This is a genomic window from Glycocaulis abyssi (genome assembly GCF_041429775.1).
Taxonomy (GTDB): Bacteria; Pseudomonadota; Alphaproteobacteria; order Caulobacterales; family Maricaulaceae; genus Glycocaulis; species Glycocaulis abyssi.
The window spans coordinates 2,649,313-2,663,625 of sequence record NZ_CP163421.1; the positions used below are offsets into that span (position 1 = coordinate 2,649,313).

General features: G+C 63.5%; 16 protein-coding genes. 9 read left to right on the top strand and 7 right to left on the bottom strand.

What is annotated here, in order from left to right; genetic code table 11:
- Positions 1 to 33: 33 nt before the first annotated feature.
- Positions 34 to 423 (bottom strand): hypothetical protein, encoded by a 390-nt coding sequence (locus AB6B38_RS12800; RefSeq protein ID WP_371393261.1) that lies wholly within the window; start codon positions 421 to 423, stop codon positions 34 to 36.
- Positions 424 to 567: 144 nt separating this feature from the next.
- The gene (locus tag AB6B38_RS12805) at positions 568 to 1,263 is read right to left on the bottom strand and encodes a hypothetical protein (RefSeq protein ID WP_371393263.1); all 696 of its coding nucleotides are present in this window, start codon (positions 1,261 to 1,263) and stop codon (positions 568 to 570) included.
- Between the two features lie 150 nt (positions 1,264 to 1,413).
- On the opposite strand from AB6B38_RS12805, the gene AB6B38_RS12810 reads away from it, so the two are divergent.
- The 7 genes from AB6B38_RS12810 (at position 1,414) to ptsN (ending at position 7,183) form a co-directional block, all read left to right on the top strand.
- Positions 1,414 to 2,028, top strand: coding sequence for a ribonuclease D (locus AB6B38_RS12810; RefSeq protein ID WP_371393265.1), 615 nt, complete (start codon positions 1,414 to 1,416; stop codon positions 2,026 to 2,028).
- A 93-nt stretch (positions 2,029 to 2,121) separates the two neighbouring features.
- Positions 2,122 to 2,793 (top strand): LPS export ABC transporter periplasmic protein LptC, encoded by a 672-nt coding sequence (lptC, locus tag AB6B38_RS12815; protein WP_371393266.1) that lies wholly within the window; start codon positions 2,122 to 2,124, stop codon positions 2,791 to 2,793.
- The gene (locus AB6B38_RS12820) at positions 2,790 to 3,395 is read left to right on the top strand and encodes an LptA/OstA family protein (protein WP_371393268.1); all 606 of its coding nucleotides are present in this window, start codon (positions 2,790 to 2,792) and stop codon (positions 3,393 to 3,395) included. Before lptC ends, AB6B38_RS12820 begins: the two co-directional genes overlap by 4 nt.
- Positions 3,396 to 3,574: 179 nt before the next feature.
- Positions 3,575 to 4,315, top strand: coding sequence for an LPS export ABC transporter ATP-binding protein (gene lptB / locus AB6B38_RS12825; protein ID WP_371393269.1), 741 nt, complete (start codon positions 3,575 to 3,577; stop codon positions 4,313 to 4,315).
- A gap of 11 nt (positions 4,316 to 4,326) precedes the next feature.
- Positions 4,327 to 5,826 (top strand): RNA polymerase factor sigma-54, encoded by a 1,500-nt coding sequence (gene rpoN / locus AB6B38_RS12830; RefSeq protein ID WP_371393271.1) that lies wholly within the window; start codon positions 4,327 to 4,329, stop codon positions 5,824 to 5,826.
- 226 nt (positions 5,827 to 6,052) lie between these two features.
- Positions 6,053 to 6,679 (top strand): ribosome hibernation-promoting factor, HPF/YfiA family, encoded by a 627-nt coding sequence (gene hpf / locus AB6B38_RS12835; protein ID WP_371393272.1) that lies wholly within the window; start codon positions 6,053 to 6,055, stop codon positions 6,677 to 6,679.
- A gap of 39 nt (positions 6,680 to 6,718) precedes the next feature.
- Positions 6,719 to 7,183 (top strand): PTS IIA-like nitrogen regulatory protein PtsN, encoded by a 465-nt coding sequence (gene ptsN, locus AB6B38_RS12840; protein WP_127568832.1) that lies wholly within the window; start codon positions 6,719 to 6,721, stop codon positions 7,181 to 7,183.
- A 5-nt stretch (positions 7,184 to 7,188) separates the two neighbouring features.
- On the opposite strand, the gene AB6B38_RS12845 is transcribed toward ptsN, so the two are convergent.
- Complete coding sequence (locus AB6B38_RS12845; RefSeq protein ID WP_371393273.1) at positions 7,189 to 8,055, bottom strand: isoaspartyl peptidase/L-asparaginase family protein; 867 nt, start codon at positions 8,053 to 8,055, stop codon at positions 7,189 to 7,191.
- 157 nt (positions 8,056 to 8,212) lie between these two features.
- Here AB6B38_RS12845 and AB6B38_RS12850 point away from each other — a divergent pair, with 157 nt between their 5' ends.
- On the top strand, positions 8,213 to 8,986 hold the full coding sequence (locus tag AB6B38_RS12850; RefSeq protein WP_371393275.1) for an SDR family NAD(P)-dependent oxidoreductase: 774 nt from the start codon (positions 8,213 to 8,215) through the stop codon (positions 8,984 to 8,986).
- Positions 8,987 to 9,236: 250 nt separating this feature from the next.
- A complete protein-coding gene (locus tag AB6B38_RS12855) occupies positions 9,237 to 11,468 on the top strand; it encodes a TonB-dependent receptor family protein (RefSeq protein ID WP_371393276.1) in 2,232 nt (743 codons plus the stop codon).
- 73 nt (positions 11,469 to 11,541) lie between these two features.
- Here the strand turns inward: AB6B38_RS12855 and AB6B38_RS12860 are convergent, their stop codons facing one another.
- The 4 genes from AB6B38_RS12860 to AB6B38_RS12875 form a co-directional block, all read right to left on the bottom strand.
- Positions 11,542 to 12,069, bottom strand: a complete 528-nt coding sequence (locus AB6B38_RS12860) for a hypothetical protein (RefSeq protein ID WP_371393277.1) — start codon at positions 12,067 to 12,069, stop codon at positions 11,542 to 11,544.
- A gap of 98 nt (positions 12,070 to 12,167) precedes the next feature.
- Complete coding sequence (locus AB6B38_RS12865) at positions 12,168 to 12,785, bottom strand: HAD family hydrolase (RefSeq protein ID WP_371393279.1); 618 nt, start codon at positions 12,783 to 12,785, stop codon at positions 12,168 to 12,170.
- Between the two features lie 18 nt (positions 12,786 to 12,803).
- Positions 12,804 to 12,929 carry a type B 50S ribosomal protein L36 gene (gene ykgO, locus AB6B38_RS12870; protein ID WP_036511313.1) on the bottom strand — a complete coding sequence of 42 codons (126 nt, stop codon included), beginning with the start codon at positions 12,927 to 12,929 and terminating at the stop codon, positions 12,804 to 12,806.
- 123 nt (positions 12,930 to 13,052) lie between these two features.
- Complete coding sequence (locus AB6B38_RS12875) at positions 13,053 to 14,225, bottom strand: TadE/TadG family type IV pilus assembly protein (RefSeq protein ID WP_371393280.1); 1,173 nt, start codon at positions 14,223 to 14,225, stop codon at positions 13,053 to 13,055.
- Positions 14,226 to 14,313 lie beyond the last annotated feature (88 nt).

Sequence of the window (14,313 nt, forward strand, 5' to 3'; positions counted from 1 at the left end):
CGTTTTGCGTTTCGGGGGTGTGACGCTGCGCGCCTAGCGCTGCAGGAGCCAGGCGCGGGCTTGCGTCTCGCAGGCAAAGGGCTGCAGCTTGACAGCGAAGGCGCGCGCCGTGCTTTCCATGATCATGTAGGGGCGTGTGCGCTCACCGTGGGAGACATGGGCGCAGCGGCGCGGCGAAAGCTCTTCCATGATATGTTCGATGGCCGCCACCAGATCGGCGATCTCGTAGGCGACTGAGCTGTCCTTGCTCTCGATCAGCACGCCATCGACGCGCTTGTCCTGCCCGGCGGCAGCGAGCCGATCTGCGGCGCGGCGCAACACGTCACCGGTCAGTTCGCCGCGCAGGCGAAGCGTGAGAATGCCGTGGATGTCCGTTTCGATGCGGACCTGGTCCACATCGGGTGTGTTGTTGTCGAGAGGCATGGGGAGGCGGCCTTATGGCTCTTGCTGGCAGGTCAGTGACGTCGGGATAAGCATGACTAGCCGCAGAATGTTGCCAAATCATGGCACATCTTGCGCATGGCGCCCTTGCAGATATGCAAGGCTTGGGAAGGCTGGAAGCAGGCCCTAGAACCGGTAGCGCAGATTGAGCGCGACCAGGGGGAAGGAATCGTACTTGTCCAGATCGCGCCGTGCGCGCTCCACCTGCAAGTCCAGATCAGCCAGGAAGGCCGGATCATCGGCCAGCAGCCCCGTCACCTCATAGCTGATGCTGGGAGTGCCCTGCCTGTAGACGCCAGCCTCCAGCGATACCTCGACCGGCCCGTTCCAGGGCCGGCCGGCCAGGCCCGCGCCGGCAAACCAGGCATTGGGCGCAAACTGGGCCTCGCCGGTCAGCCGTCCGACTTCGGCAGCGGGATAGATATTGTCGCCGATCTGGTAGTCGCTGGCGGGCTGGGCGTTGTAAACGGCCTTGTTGAAATTGTACCGGGCACCGGCAGTGAGAAAGAAAACCCGCCGGAAGGGGAAAAAGTCGATCCCCGCGCCAACGCTCGCCAGACGCAGCGAGAAATCGCTGGCAATATCGGCGACTGTCTGGTCGTTGGAATAGACGAGCCCTGCTGCGTGAGCGCGCACCTGCAGATAGTCATTGATCCGGTAGCCGCCCTCCAGCCCGACGCCGAGCGTGCCGGCGCGGACACCGGCAAAGGCGCGCCGGTCAGCATCTGTGGATGCGGTGAAAGCCCCTGAACCGGCGAACGCAGGATCGCCCTGCATGCTTGCCGCGCCAAGCGCGGCAGCGAGTGTGACGGATATGGACATGATGATCTCAGGCTAGCGGCGGCGTGCTGGTGTTTCAACCTGCCGGTGTCCAGAATGGTTCCCCGGGCGCAGGCCGTTGATTGACGCCGGGTGTGTGCGCGGCCCATAGGAAAGGTTACACGCGCCGAGCCAAGAAGGGGTTTCACGTCCATGACCATCCATTTCCACAAGGTCGACCTTCCCGCCGGGCTGGATCTGGGCAAGCGTGTCGCCATCGACACCGAAACGCTTGGCCTGTCGCTGGTACGCGACCCGCTATGTCTGGTGCAGCTGTCTGCTGGCGACGGGGATGCGCATATCGTCCAGCTTGACCGTACTTCCTATGATTGCCCGAACCTGAAAGCACTGCTGGCCGATGAAGGCGTAGAGAAAATCCTGCACTTTGCCCGCTTCGACGTGGCGATGATCGCGCGTGATCTCGGGGTCACGCTGCGGCCGGTGTTCTGCACCAAGATCGCTTCCAAGCTGGCACGCACCTATACCGACCGCCACGGGCTGAAGGATGTGGCGCGCGAGATTGCGGGCGTGGAGCTGTCCAAACAGCAGCAAAGCTCCGACTGGGGTGCGGGCGATATCAGCGAGGCGCAGCTGAAATATGCCGCTGACGATGTGCTCTACCTGCACCAGATCCGCGACGGACTTGAGGCCATGCTGATCCGTGAGGGGCGCCTGGAGATGGCGAGGGCCTGTTTCAGCTTCCTGCCGACGCGCGCGGCGCTGGATCTGGCCGGATGGGCCGACGCTGATATTTTCGCTCACAGCTAGGGCGCAGTTGCCCGCAGACGGTGCACCCTGCCTTGAAAAGGACGTGGCAAGGGTCCACAAAGCCTTGCGGGGACAGATTTTCAGGCGTTCAGGATGCATTCGCTGACATTTGCTGCAGCAGAGCCATCGGCAAGCCGGGCCGTCGCGGCCGCGCGGATGCGCGCGCGTGTCGTGCGTAATGTGCGCATTGTCCTGATTGTGCTCATCGGCGCGCTGGCCGCCAATCTGGTGGCGCAATCGGTATTGACGGGCAATCGTGAACCGGCCAGCCGGCCCGCAATGACCGGAGATGGCGAGCGTATCATCAATCCGCGCTTTACCGGACGCGATGCTCACGGGCGCCCCTATGTGCTGACGGCGGATTCGGCGGTGCGCCGCATGGTCGGGCTGGGCAATCTGACCGATCTGGAGAATCCGCGCATCGACTACATGCTGCTGATTGGCGGGTCGCGCCGTCCTGATGCGTCGGAAGTGTTGTCGCGCCTGGGTGTCTATGATGATGCCACGCGCACCTTGCGCATGACCGATACGGTGCGCTTTTCCACCCGTTCAGGCTATGAATTCCGCACTGAAGGCGCATCGATAGATCTGGACGAAGGCGTGGTATACGGCGAGGAACCGGTACAGGGGCGCGCGCCCTGGGGCGGTGTGCAGGCTTACGGGTTTGAGCTGTATGAGGATGGCCGGCGTTTGCGCTTTACCGGAGGCGTGGTGACGCGCTTTTATGTCGGTGACGGCGCGCCTGCGCCCGAGGAGGAAGAATGAGGCTCTTGATTGCCGTTACCGCGCTGGCCTCGGCCATGGCTGCTGCCAGCGTGCTGTCCGCTGCGGCTCTCGCCCGCCAGGAGGTTCCAGATTTTCTGGATATCAGTTCTGATGATCAGGAAATCCTCGATCAGCAGGACCGTGTCCGCTTTATCGGCAATGTAAACGCGGTGCGCGGCGATACGCGCCTGCGCGCCGACGAGGCCGAGGCCACACTGGCCCGTAACCCCGAGACCGGGCAGCGCCGCATTGAGCGTATTACCGCGCGCGGCGATGTCTTCTATGTCACGCCAACCGAGACCGCACGTGGTGACACTGGCGTCTACACGGTGTCCGACGAAATTGTCGTACTGACCGGCGCGGTGGTGCTGACACAAGGGTGCAATGTCTCGACCGGTCAGGAATTGCGCATAAACCTGCAGACGGGCGTGTCGCGCCTGACGGGGGGCAATGGCCGGGTGCGCAGCCTGTTCTTCTCCCAGGATGGAGACCGTCCGGCCAATAGCGAAAACTGCCCGGCTCCGCCCGTTCCCGGCCCTGCGCCGCGCGGCTATAGCAGCGAATTTCCGGCGGAAGAGCCGGCTGCGCCTTCGGCGAACTAAGCCTTCTGTCCACGCAGGTCTGCGGGCCGGTTGTGCGCGCGGCTGCGCTTTGGCAGCCATCCGGTCTTGTCAGGAGGGTGCAAGCCCTTGCAAGGATGGGGCCAGTTGCGTGCGCTTCACCAAATATTAGGTCTGTGCCCGTAACCCTGACTATCGGGATTTTGAGGGTGGTGCCGGGAATGACCATGCCAGACAGCAGCGCTGAGGGCCTCCATGTCGATTCGATCGGCAAGGCGTTCGGCAGGCGTGTCGTGGTCAAATCGGTGTCGCTCAATGTTCATCGCGGCGAGGTCGTCGGGCTTCTCGGTCCGAACGGCGCGGGCAAGACCACCTGCTTTTACATGATTACCGGGCTTATCCCGGCCGATCATGGGCGGATCGTGCTGGACGGAGAGGACATAACAGCCTTTCCCATGTTCCAGCGCGCCCGGCTCGGCATCGGGTATCTGCCGCAGGAAGCCTCCATCTTCCGCGGCATGAGCGTGTATGAAAACGTGACCGCGACCGCCGAGATAGCCGAGAAGGACAGGTCTGCCTGCAAGAAGCTGGTCGATGATCTGCTTGAGGAGCTGGGCGTCGATCATTTGCGTGATAGCCCCGCCATGGCGCTGTCAGGCGGCGAACGGCGCCGGGTGGAAATTGCGCGCGCACTGGCAACGCGTCCCGGTTTCATCCTGCTTGATGAGCCGTTCGCGGGTATTGATCCGCTGGCCATTGCCGATATCCGCGATCTGATCCTGTTTCTCAAACAACGCGGTATCGGCATTCTCATCACCGATCACAATGTGCGCGAGACGCTGCAGATCACGGACCGCGCCGCGATCATCCATGACGGGGAAGTACTGTTCGAAGGCAAGCCGGACGCCGTCCGGGCCGACCCTTCCGTGCGCCGCGTCTATCTCGGCGACAGCTTCCAGTAGGGCGGGGACAGATGGCGAAGCTTGGACAAAGGCTGGAGGCGCGGCAGGGGCAGGGTCTGGTGATGACCCCGCAGCTCCAGCAGGCCATCAAGCTGCTGCAGCTGAACAATATCGAGCTGGCCGAGTTCGTGGAAGAAGAGCTGGAGCGCAATCCGCTTCTGGAGCGTGATGAGCGCCCGGAACCGGGCGGTGAGGATGAACGCGCGCCCGCCGAGGCCACCGCTGATCCGCATGGCGAGCTTAGCTTTGATGCGCCGTCCTCTGCCGCCGATGAGGCGCTCGATGCCGACCGGGAGGCGATGTATGCCGACAGCGCGCCGGACATGGCAGGCGCGCGCGATACGGGCGGCGCAGTGGACTGGTCGCGCGCCGGAAAGGGCGGCGGCGGGTTTGACGGCGAGGATTTTGACGCGGCCGCCCATGCCAGCCGGGACAAGACCCTGCGCGAGCATCTGCATGACCAGCTGGCCGATCTGGCGCTGACCAGCGCTGACCGCATGATCGCGGCCCATCTGATCGATCTGGCCGATGATGATGGCTATGTGCGCGCCGATCTGGCCGAAACGGCCGAGCGGCTGGGTGTCACCCAGTCCGAGGTGGAGGCCATTCTGGCGCGCCTGCAGGAGTTTGAGCCGGCTGGCGTGATGGCGCGCGGGCTGCAGGAATGCCTGGCGATACAGCTGGCCGAACGCGACCGTCTGGACCCGGCCATGGCAGCGCTCGTCGATAATCTGCCGCTGCTGGCCAAGCATGATTATGCGGGCCTGCGCGGGCTTTGTGAGGTCGATCAGGAAGACCTTGAAGACATGATTGCCGAGCTGAAGCGTCTGACGCCCAAGCCCGGCCTCGCCTTTGGCTCTGACAGCACGCGCGCGGTGGAACCCGATGTCTATGTGCGTGAGCGCCCCGATGGCAGCTGGGCGGTGGAGCTCAATACCGACACGCTGCCGCGCGTGCTGATGAATAACCGCTATGCGGCCCAGATTGCCGGCAGCGCCCGCTCGGCAGAGGAAAAGACTTTCATCACCGAATGCACGCAGAATGCGTCCTGGCTGGTCAAAAGCCTTGATCAGCGTGCACGCACCATCCTGAAAGTGGCCAGCGAGATTGTCCGCCAGCAGGACGCTTTCCTGGCCAAGGGCGTGGCCTGGCTGCGGCCCTTGAACCTGAAGACGGTGGCCGATGCGGTCGGCATGCACGAAAGCACGGTCAGCCGCGTGACCTCGAACAAGTATGTGGCCACGCCGCGCGGCCTGTTCGAGCTGAAATATTTCTTCACCTCATCCATAGCCTCTGCCGATGGCGGGGAGGCGTATTCGGCCGAGGCGGTGCGCTACCGGATCAAGGCCATAATCCAGGCCGAAACCGTCAACGAGATCATGAGCGATGATGCCATTGTCGACCGGCTTCTGGCCGATGGTATCGAGATTGCCCGGCGCACCGTGGCCAAATACCGCGAGGCGATGAATATCCCGTCCTCGGTGCAGCGCCGCCGGATGATGAAGCGCTAGGGTCCCAATCCTGATCGCGCACGCACCCTAGGATATTGGTAACCGCAAACCTGTCCGTTGCGTCATTAACCAGTTATCTGCATTGACGCCCCCGCCCGGCTTGCTACCGTCACTGTGTCCGGTAGGAAACCGGGCATTCGGCCACGCGTTGCATCAAGCGCCAGGGGCCTTTTTGAAAAAAGGCTCCTGCAGCCAGCGCAACGCGCCAGCAGCAGATGGAGCTGACATGCACATCCAGTTTGTTTCCAAAGGTATCGACGTTTCTCCCGCCCTTCGCGAACGCATCGAGGGCAAGGTTGAGGAAGGCACGGCGAAGTATTTCAGCCGTCCGGGCGAGGCGTTTGTCACCGCCGCCAAGGAAGGGTTCGGGTTTCGCGTGGAGTGCGCCCTGCACCTGCCGTCTGGTGCTTTCCTGCAGGCCACAGGCGAAGGGGCCGATGCCTATGCCGCTGCGGAAGTTGCGGTCGAACATCTGGAAAAACGTCTGCGCCGCTACAAGCGCCGCCTGAAGGACCACCACGCCGAAAACAAGATGGAGCTGCCCGCCGAGGAAACACCCATTGTCGTCTTCAGGGGCAATGGGCGTGCCGTGACGCTCGACGAGGATGACGCCGATCTTGATGATGGCGGCGCTACGGGCGGCAGCGAGCCGGTCATCGTGGCAGAGACAGTCGGCGAGCTGCGTACACTTACCGTCTCCATGGCTGTGCACGAGATGGATGTGCTCGATACGCCCTTCATGCTGTTCCGGAATGCGGCAAGCGGATCGCTCAATGTGGTCTACAGGCGCCCTGATGGTCATGTGGGGTGGATTGATCCGGCCCGAGAGGCTAAAGACGGCGCCGTTCGCTGAACGGGGGCTTTTCGCCCCGCCGACAAGCAAAGGCGTGACATGGCATTGTCAGACCTGATTCCGCCCGGAGGGGCGGTGGCAGACCTGCCCGGTACCAGCCGCAAGCAGGTGCTCCAGTCATTGTGTGATCTGGCGCAGCGCACGCTGCATGTGCCGGCGCGCAAGGTGCTGGACGCTGTGATGGAACGCGAGAAGCTCGGCTCGACAGGCGTGGGCGATGGTGTCGCCATTCCCCATGCCCGGACCGGTGATGTGGACCGGGTGTGCGGTGTGTTTGCGCGCCTTAAAACCCCGGTAGATTTCGACGCCATGGATGGCCGTCACGCCGATCTGGTCTTTCTGCTGCTGGCACCGGAGGATTCCGGGGCGGAGCATCTTAAAGCCCTGGCCCGTGTGGCGCGCATGTTCCGGCGCGAGGATGTGCGCACCGCGCTGCGCGCTGCGCCGGATTCAGCTGCCGTGAACGCCATTCTGTCGGGCATGGCCCATACCGACGCGGCGTAGGCGCGCTAGCGCGTCATGCCCGCTTCGATCCGGCCATCGGCGTGAAGAATCGCGTGCTTCATGCCTTGCGAGTTGTACTGCGCGCTGACATGGCCTTTTGAATCGACCGCGATGATCCCGCCATCGCCGCCCAGCTCCGCAATATCGTCCAGCACGCCCTTGACCGCCTCATCGAGATTTGAGCCGAGATAACGCATGCGCGCCGAGACATCGGCGGCGGCGTTGGCGCGCATGAAGAACTCGCCCTGCCCGGTGCAGGAGACGGCCACGCGCGCATCAGCCCAGGTGCCGGACCCGATAATGGGCGTGTCACCGACCCGGCCCCAGCGCTTGCGAAGCGTGCCGCCGGTGGAGGTGGCCCCGCACAGAGCCCCGTGCGCGTCCAGCACCACACAGCCCACCGTTCCGGTTGCGATCTCACGGCCATCGGGCACGGCGGCGGGCTGATAATAGTTTTCCGGATCGGTGATCTCTTCAATGGCGTGCGCACGCGCGATTTCGGCGGCGCCAGCGCCCGCGATCAGCACATGGGGCGTTGCCTCCATGACCACGCGTGCGGCTGTAATGGGCGAAATGAAGCCCTCCAGCGCCGCGACAGCGCCTGCCTTGCGTGTGGGGCCTTCCATGATGGAGGCGTCCAGCTCGTAGCGCCCGGCCGTGTTCGGCGATGCGCCGCGCCCGGCCACATAGAGGGCGCTTTCCTCCATGGCGCGTACCAGCTTCACGGCGATATCCACCGCCTGCTCGCCCGCGCCCAGCAGCGCCTTGCCCTCTTCGGCCAGGTCGCGCAGATGGGCGACTTCGCGTTCATAGGAACGCTCGGCGAGCACACCGGCTCCGCCATGCAGGACGAGGGCGGTCGGGCGGTTCATGGGCGTAGCTCCATCTGGCGGGAAATGACGAGGTGAGGCTCATAGCATCCCCGCGCTTCCCTCAGAAGCGCCAAGGCGCTATTTCGTCTGGGAAAGCGTGGTGCATCTGCACATCGCTCATGCAGCGGCAAAAACCATTTCAAGCGGGAGAGAGTTCATGCAGTTCAAGGGCGCAAGCGCGGTTATCACGGGCGGGGCATCGGGTCTGGGCGAGGGCACGGCCCGGCGTCTGGCCGCCGAAGGGTGCAAGGTCGCGATCTTCGATCTCAATGCCGAGCGCGGCGAAGCACTGGCCAAGGAGCTGGGCGGCGTGTTCGCGCAAGTCAATGTCGCCGATGTGGACAGCGTGAAGGCCGGCTTTGAAAAGGCGCGCGCGGCCAATGGCCAGGAGCGCATCCTGGTGAACTGCGCCGGGATTGGCTGGGCTGAGAAGACCGCCCGCCGCTCCTCCTCCGGCGATATTGTCGGCCACCAGCTCGACAAGTTCGCGCTCGTTATCAACATCAACCTCATCGGCTCGTTCAATTGCGCCGTGCTGGCCGCTGAAGGCATGCTCACCCTTGATCCTGATGCGTCGGGCCGCGGCGTGATCGTCAATACGGCCTCGGTGGCTGCGCAGGACGGCCAGATCGGCCAGGTGGCCTATTCCGCCTCCAAGGGCGGCATTTACGGCATGACGCTGCCCATGGCGCGTGACCTGGCCCGCGAAGGCATCCGGGTGAACACCATCCTGCCGGGCTTCTTCGAGACCCCGATCTACCAGCAGATGCCGCCGGAAGTGAAAGTGAACCTCGCCAGCCATCTCCAGTTCCCGCAGCGCTTCGGCACGCCGGCCGAATATGCCGATCTCGTCGCCTTCATGGTCGGCAATGATTACATCAATGCCGAATGCGTGCGTCTTGATGCCGGCGCGCGCATGCCCCCGAAATAGGGTTCGCTGTTTCTGGCGCTGGGCCTTCAACGTTTCGTCGTTCCCGCGCAGGCGGGAACCCAGAGCAGTCTGCGAAGCTTTCGCGCTTCAGCTCTGGACCCCCACCTCCGTGGGGGTGACGAGTGTTGAGTGGAGCGCCGCCGCCCGCTTTTTTCTGCAATTCATTCTCAAAAGCTATTGGCAGCGCCCCGCGCGTCCTGTAGGTGAGACTTATTCTCAGTTTCACCAGACGTCAGGGACGACGCCAACCATGCGCACGCTTCTTCTCGCCAGCACTGCCGTGCTGGCTCTTGCCGCCAATGCCGCCGCTGAAAACTCCAGCGATGCCGATCTCAATGTCGAGACCATCACCATTATCGGGCTGAAGGGCGATGCCCGCGACGTCGCCGGTTCGGCCACCTTGCTGTCCAGCGAAGTGCTGCAGGTACAGGACTACACCGATATCAATCGCGTACTGCGCCAGGTGCCGGGGGTGAACATCCAGGAAGAGGACGGGTATGGCCTGCGGCCCAATATCGGTCTGCGTGGCACGGGGATCGACCGGTCGGCCAATATCGTCCTGATGGAGGATGGCATTCTGGCGGCGCCCGCGCCCTATTCGGCGGCTGCGGCGTATTACTCTCCCTATGTCGGCCGGATGGCCGGGGTCGAGATCGTCAAGGGTGCAGCCGGGGTCCGCTATGGTCCGCGCACACAAGGTGGCTCGATCAATTTCCTCTCCACGCCGGTGCCGGAAAGCTGGTCGGGGCGTCTCGCCATCACGGCCGGTGAAGAAGAGGCACGCCGCATCCACGCCTATGCCGGTGGCATGACCGAAGTCGCTCAAGGCGTGCGTCTGGGCGGTCTGGCCGAGGCTTATACGGACAGCGCGGATGGCTTCAAGACCATCGATTTCAATGAAGACCGCTCCACGGGCTTCGATCTGACAGACTTTGGCGCCCGCCTGCGCGCCGAGTTCGATGGCACGGGGGTGACCCATGCTGTGGAGCTGCGCTACCAGACCTCTGATGAGACATCCGACGAGACCTATATGGGTCTCACGGATGCCGATTTCGCGGCTGACCCCTACCGCCGCTATGCCGCCAGCGCCAATGACCAGATCAATGTTGATCAGTCGCGCTGGGTGCTGCGCTATGACGCGGCCTTCGACAATGGCCTTGCCTTCACGGCGCTGGGCTATCGCAACGAGGTGGCGCGCAACTGGTTCAAGGTGGAAGGCGTCAATGCCGGAGCCGGGCGCCGCTCGCTGGGCGCAGTGCTCTCCGATCCGGTCACCTATTCGGCGGAATACGCCATCCTGACCGGTCAGCCGGGCCTGGTCTCCATCGATGGCGCGGTCATCAGCCGCAATAATAACCGTGCCTACGTGGCCGAAGGCGTACAGGCCGAGCTGGCGGGCGATGCGGCCCTGCTGGGTGCGAACCATCGCTGGCGGGTAGGCGTGCGCGCGCACCGCGATAGCGAAGACCGGTTCCAGAACGAGGTCTTCTACCGCATGGACAATTCGCAGCTGGTGCAAACCGGCGCGCAAGCGCCCGGCGAGCATGATAACCGCGTCAGTGAAGCCGAAGCGCTGGCCATCTTCGTGCAGGACGAGATCAGCTTCGGCGCACTTACCCTGGTGCCGGGTCTGCGCTATGAGCGCATTGAAGGCACGCAGACCCGCTGGGCCGCCACCGACCAGGCCCGCACCGGTGCCACAACGGTTACCGGCAGCACGACCGATGTGTTCATTCCAGGTCTTGGTGTCCGCTATCAGCTCAATGACGCCGTGACGCTTTTTGGCGGCGTGCATCGCGGCTTCTCACCATCTTCACCGTCCTCCAGCAGTGATCCGGAAGATGCGGTGAACTGGGAGGCGGGCGTGCGCTGGACGGGCGGATCTGCCTTTGTGGAGGCGATTGGCTTCTTCAACGACTATTCCAACCTGATCGGCACGTGCACGGCCTCCACCGGCGGCGGCTGCACAATCGGCGCGCAGTTTGATGGCGGCGATGTGGACGTGCGGGGCGTGGAGCTGTCGGGCGGGTTCGATCTGGCGGCACTTGGTGGCTGGAGCGGCGTGTCGGTGCCGCTGCGCGGCGCCTACACCTGGACCGATGCCGAGTTCCAGACCGCATTCGCCTCCGGCTATAGCCCATGGGGCAATGTGCAGGCAGGCGACAAGCTGCCCTATTTGCCAGAGCATCAATGGTTTGCCTCTGTCGGGCTGGAGCATGGCCGGTTCGGCAGCCAGCTGGCCGTGACCTGGAATGGCGAGCGGCGCACTCGCGCCGGGCAGGGCAGTATTCCTGCTGCCGAGTTCCTGGACTCCTATGCAGTGGCCGATCTGGCCGTCTGGTATGATCTGAGCGACGCGCTGCGCGCGCGCGTGCAGGTAAGAAACCTCACCGACGAGGTTTATGCCGCCTCGCGCAGCCCGGCGGGTCTGCGCCCCGGTGCGCCGCGTGCCGTGTTGTTCGGACTGTCGGCGAATTTCTAGGCAGGGTTACCATCCGGACGAAGAAAAGCCCCGGACGTTTCCGTCCGGGGCTTTTTGCTTTGCAGATCGGTTATTACTGCGCGGGCGGGCGCACCAGCGGACCCAGATTGCGGATCACGTCGGCGGCATCAAACGCATCCGGGCTGTCGGGCGTCTCGCCGCGGCCCAGCTGGATCTCGGCCATCGCCTCATAGCGGGTGACCTCGCGCAGATTGATGTCGTCCCAGAACGGATCGCGCCAGCCATACCAGCCATGACGGGGGTGGTAATAGCGGTAGAAGACGTCAAACCGGCTGCGATAGGCCGGGCCGGGCGAACCGGTTATGCGCCGCTCTGCCTCGGTATCGCGGCGGATCAGGCGGAAATAGTCATAGCCCTGTTCGCGGGTCAGCTCTGCTGCCCGGTAGAGCAGGAAGGTTTCCACCGACTGCCGGTCGGTCAGCGAGTTGCCGGAAAACCCGACCATGAACCGGTTCTGCTCGATCTGCTGTTCAGAATAGCCAAACCCGCCTTGTGTCGCGGCGCGCTGGTAGGGGGTGGATTCAGCGCAAGCGGCCAGTATGGCGGCGCTGGCAACAAATCCGGCGAAAAGGCGCCTCATGGCACATACCTCCCAATAGGATTTCGTCCCTGCCTGATAACCCAGTATGGGGCGCAATCGTTCCGCGGCAAATCAAATCTGCATGACAAGGTGAGTGTTTAGCCGGTGAGCGGCAACAGTCCCAGCCGGTCCAGCTCTGCCCGGAGGGCAGGCGCGCCGGCGAAATGGTGGACAGCAAAGCCGGCTTTCGCGCCGGCCTCGATATTGTCCAGCCGGTCATCAATGAAGAGTGTTTCGTGCGGCGGTGTGCCTATGCGCGATATGGCAAGGGCGTAGATGGCCGGATCGGGCTTTACCAGCCCCTCCTGACCGGAAATCAGGGCGGTCTCGAACAGGGTGAAGGCCGGGTAGAGCGCCAGCACTTCGGGCCATTTTTCTGCTGGCATGTTGGAGAGGGCATATTGCGGCACGCCGCGCGTATGGAGCGCCTCGACGAGCCCCTCCATGCCTTCCACATAGCCGTTGAACATGGCGTTCCAGCCCGTGTCCCAGGCTTTGATGAGCGCAGCCTTGCCGGGGTGCCGTGCGATCAGTGCTTCACGGTTATCGGCCATGGAGACACCGCGATCGTGTGCCTCATGCCAGTCCATGGTGCATATGCGCGAAAGAAAATCCCGGCGCGCGTCTGCGTCCGGGATTAATCGGCGATAAAGATAGTCGGGATCCCAGTCGGCCAGCGTACGCCCCAGATCCCACAGGATGGCGCGCACAGCCATGAGTCCGGCGCAGCAATGCTAGCCGGCGCGGGCCTTGAAGCGCGGGTCGGTCTTGTTGATCACGTAGACGCGGCCACGGCGGCGCACCACCTGGCAATCGCGGTGCCGGGCTTTCAGGGAGCGGATGGAGCTGCGCACTTTCATGGTCTTGTCTCGTACCTGGAGCGGGGTCTGAGCGCCCGCATATTCAAGGGAGCGCAGGTGTTACAGTCCGCCCCGGCTCAAGTCAACCGGGGTGCCGCGCCACTTGCACAGAAACGATGGAGCCTACTCGATCAGCCGCACATAGCGTTCGCGGGTCGTGTCCAGTTGCGGGCACTCCATGATGATGCGGATATCGTCATAATCGCGGTCGGTCCAGCCCATCTGGGTCCAGTTGGCCGTGCCGCCGGGCAGGCCGGGCGGACGGTCTTCCCAGCCGTAATACATGTAGCGGCCGGGGCTGCAGCCCTGCTCGGCGCGCTGCGGCGTGCGGTTGGTGCCCGTCGGGATGACGCCGCCCTCGCTGACCGGTTTGCACTCATCCAGGCTGCCGCACAGCACGGTCTCGAGGATGTTGTATTGCAGCCCGTTATGGACCTCCTGCCCGTTCACATGCGCCGTGTCGGTGAAATAGCGGTGGCGGCACGGATTGGGGAAGTCGGCCGTCGGCGTGTGCTGGCACCAGTGGTGGTCATTGTCCGGGTTATGGTCGATCCGGTCCGGATTGGTGCGCGAGAAGCGCAGATTGTACAGCTCGAAGCTGATCGTCTCGCCTTCCTCGCAACGCGGCCACTGATACTGGTTGGGCCAGCGCGTGATAAAGTTGATCCCGTTATTGTCCTGCACAGGGGTGCGCTGTGTCCGCCGCTGCGCGGGAGTCTTGCTGGCGTTCGGATCGGGGTCGTAGCAATAGACATAGATGCGGTTGTAATCGCCTGCTTCCGGGTCGAGCCAGCTGACTTCCGGCGGCTCGTACTGCAGCATGGGCTGGTGCAGGCGCGCGGTGGAATGCACCGAGACACGCACGCTGTCGCCGATACCGGGCAGGGCGTGGATCAGAACGGTGGACACGAGCGCACTGGCGTCGACGCGGAAATCCAGCCCGTTCCATGCGCCATCAACCTCCAGGGCCGTCATGCCCGCTCCGCCAAAGGCTGCCATCAGGCGGTCGTTCATGCCATTGATCTGGATGGCGAAATTCTGCTCAGGCCCGCCCACGGCAGCATTGAGCGCGGTCGCGTCGGCCTCGGCTTGCAAAGAGGTGCGCACATTGATGAGGCGCGCGGTGTCGACCGACACCCCGGCAACCCCTATGACGGGAACCAGTGACAGTGCAAAGATCACCGCGATATTGCCGGCGCGGTCTTTGAAGAAGCCTGACAGCCGTTTCATGTCCATTCGCCCTTGCCCGAACCGGCACCACTGCCGGTCCACCCCGGTAAGGCATGCAGATTTCATGCCTGAATCTGGCCTGGAATCTAGCAGGCAAGGCTTAATGAGGCGTAAGAAAAGATAATTAATTTAGTGTGTTAGCGTAAATGTCCTG

Excerpts from the sequence above, each read along its gene's own strand:
- AB6B38_RS12800 (WP_371393261.1), bottom strand. The coding sequence starts at position 423 with ATGCCTCTCGACAACAACACACCCGATGTGGACCAGGTCCGCATCGAA.
- AB6B38_RS12805 (WP_371393263.1), bottom strand. The coding sequence starts at position 1,263 with ATGTCCATATCCGTCACACTCGCTGCCGCGCTTGGCGCGGCAAGCATG.
- AB6B38_RS12810 (WP_371393265.1), top strand. The coding sequence starts at position 1,414 with ATGACCATCCATTTCCACAAGGTCGACCTTCCCGCCGGGCTGGATCTG.
- lptC (WP_371393266.1), top strand. The coding sequence starts at position 2,122 with ATGCATTCGCTGACATTTGCTGCAGCAGAGCCATCGGCAAGCCGGGCC.
- AB6B38_RS12820 (WP_371393268.1), top strand. The coding sequence starts at position 2,790 with ATGAGGCTCTTGATTGCCGTTACCGCGCTGGCCTCGGCCATGGCTGCT.
- lptB (WP_371393269.1), top strand. The coding sequence starts at position 3,575 with ATGACCATGCCAGACAGCAGCGCTGAGGGCCTCCATGTCGATTCGATC.
- rpoN (WP_371393271.1), top strand. The coding sequence starts at position 4,327 with ATGGCGAAGCTTGGACAAAGGCTGGAGGCGCGGCAGGGGCAGGGTCTG.
- hpf (WP_371393272.1), top strand. The coding sequence starts at position 6,053 with ATGCACATCCAGTTTGTTTCCAAAGGTATCGACGTTTCTCCCGCCCTT.
- ptsN (WP_127568832.1), top strand. The coding sequence starts at position 6,719 with ATGGCATTGTCAGACCTGATTCCGCCCGGAGGGGCGGTGGCAGACCTG.
- AB6B38_RS12845 (WP_371393273.1), bottom strand. The coding sequence starts at position 8,055 with ATGAACCGCCCGACCGCCCTCGTCCTGCATGGCGGAGCCGGTGTGCTC.
- AB6B38_RS12850 (WP_371393275.1), top strand. The coding sequence starts at position 8,213 with ATGCAGTTCAAGGGCGCAAGCGCGGTTATCACGGGCGGGGCATCGGGT.
- AB6B38_RS12855 (WP_371393276.1), top strand. The coding sequence starts at position 9,237 with ATGCGCACGCTTCTTCTCGCCAGCACTGCCGTGCTGGCTCTTGCCGCC.
- AB6B38_RS12860 (WP_371393277.1), bottom strand. The coding sequence starts at position 12,069 with ATGAGGCGCCTTTTCGCCGGATTTGTTGCCAGCGCCGCCATACTGGCC.
- AB6B38_RS12865 (WP_371393279.1), bottom strand. The coding sequence starts at position 12,785 with ATGGCTGTGCGCGCCATCCTGTGGGATCTGGGGCGTACGCTGGCCGAC.
- ykgO (WP_036511313.1), bottom strand. The coding sequence starts at position 12,929 with ATGAAAGTGCGCAGCTCCATCCGCTCCCTGAAAGCCCGGCACCGCGAT.
- AB6B38_RS12875 (WP_371393280.1), bottom strand. The coding sequence starts at position 14,225 with ATGAAATCTGCATGCCTTACCGGGGTGGACCGGCAGTGGTGCCGGTTC.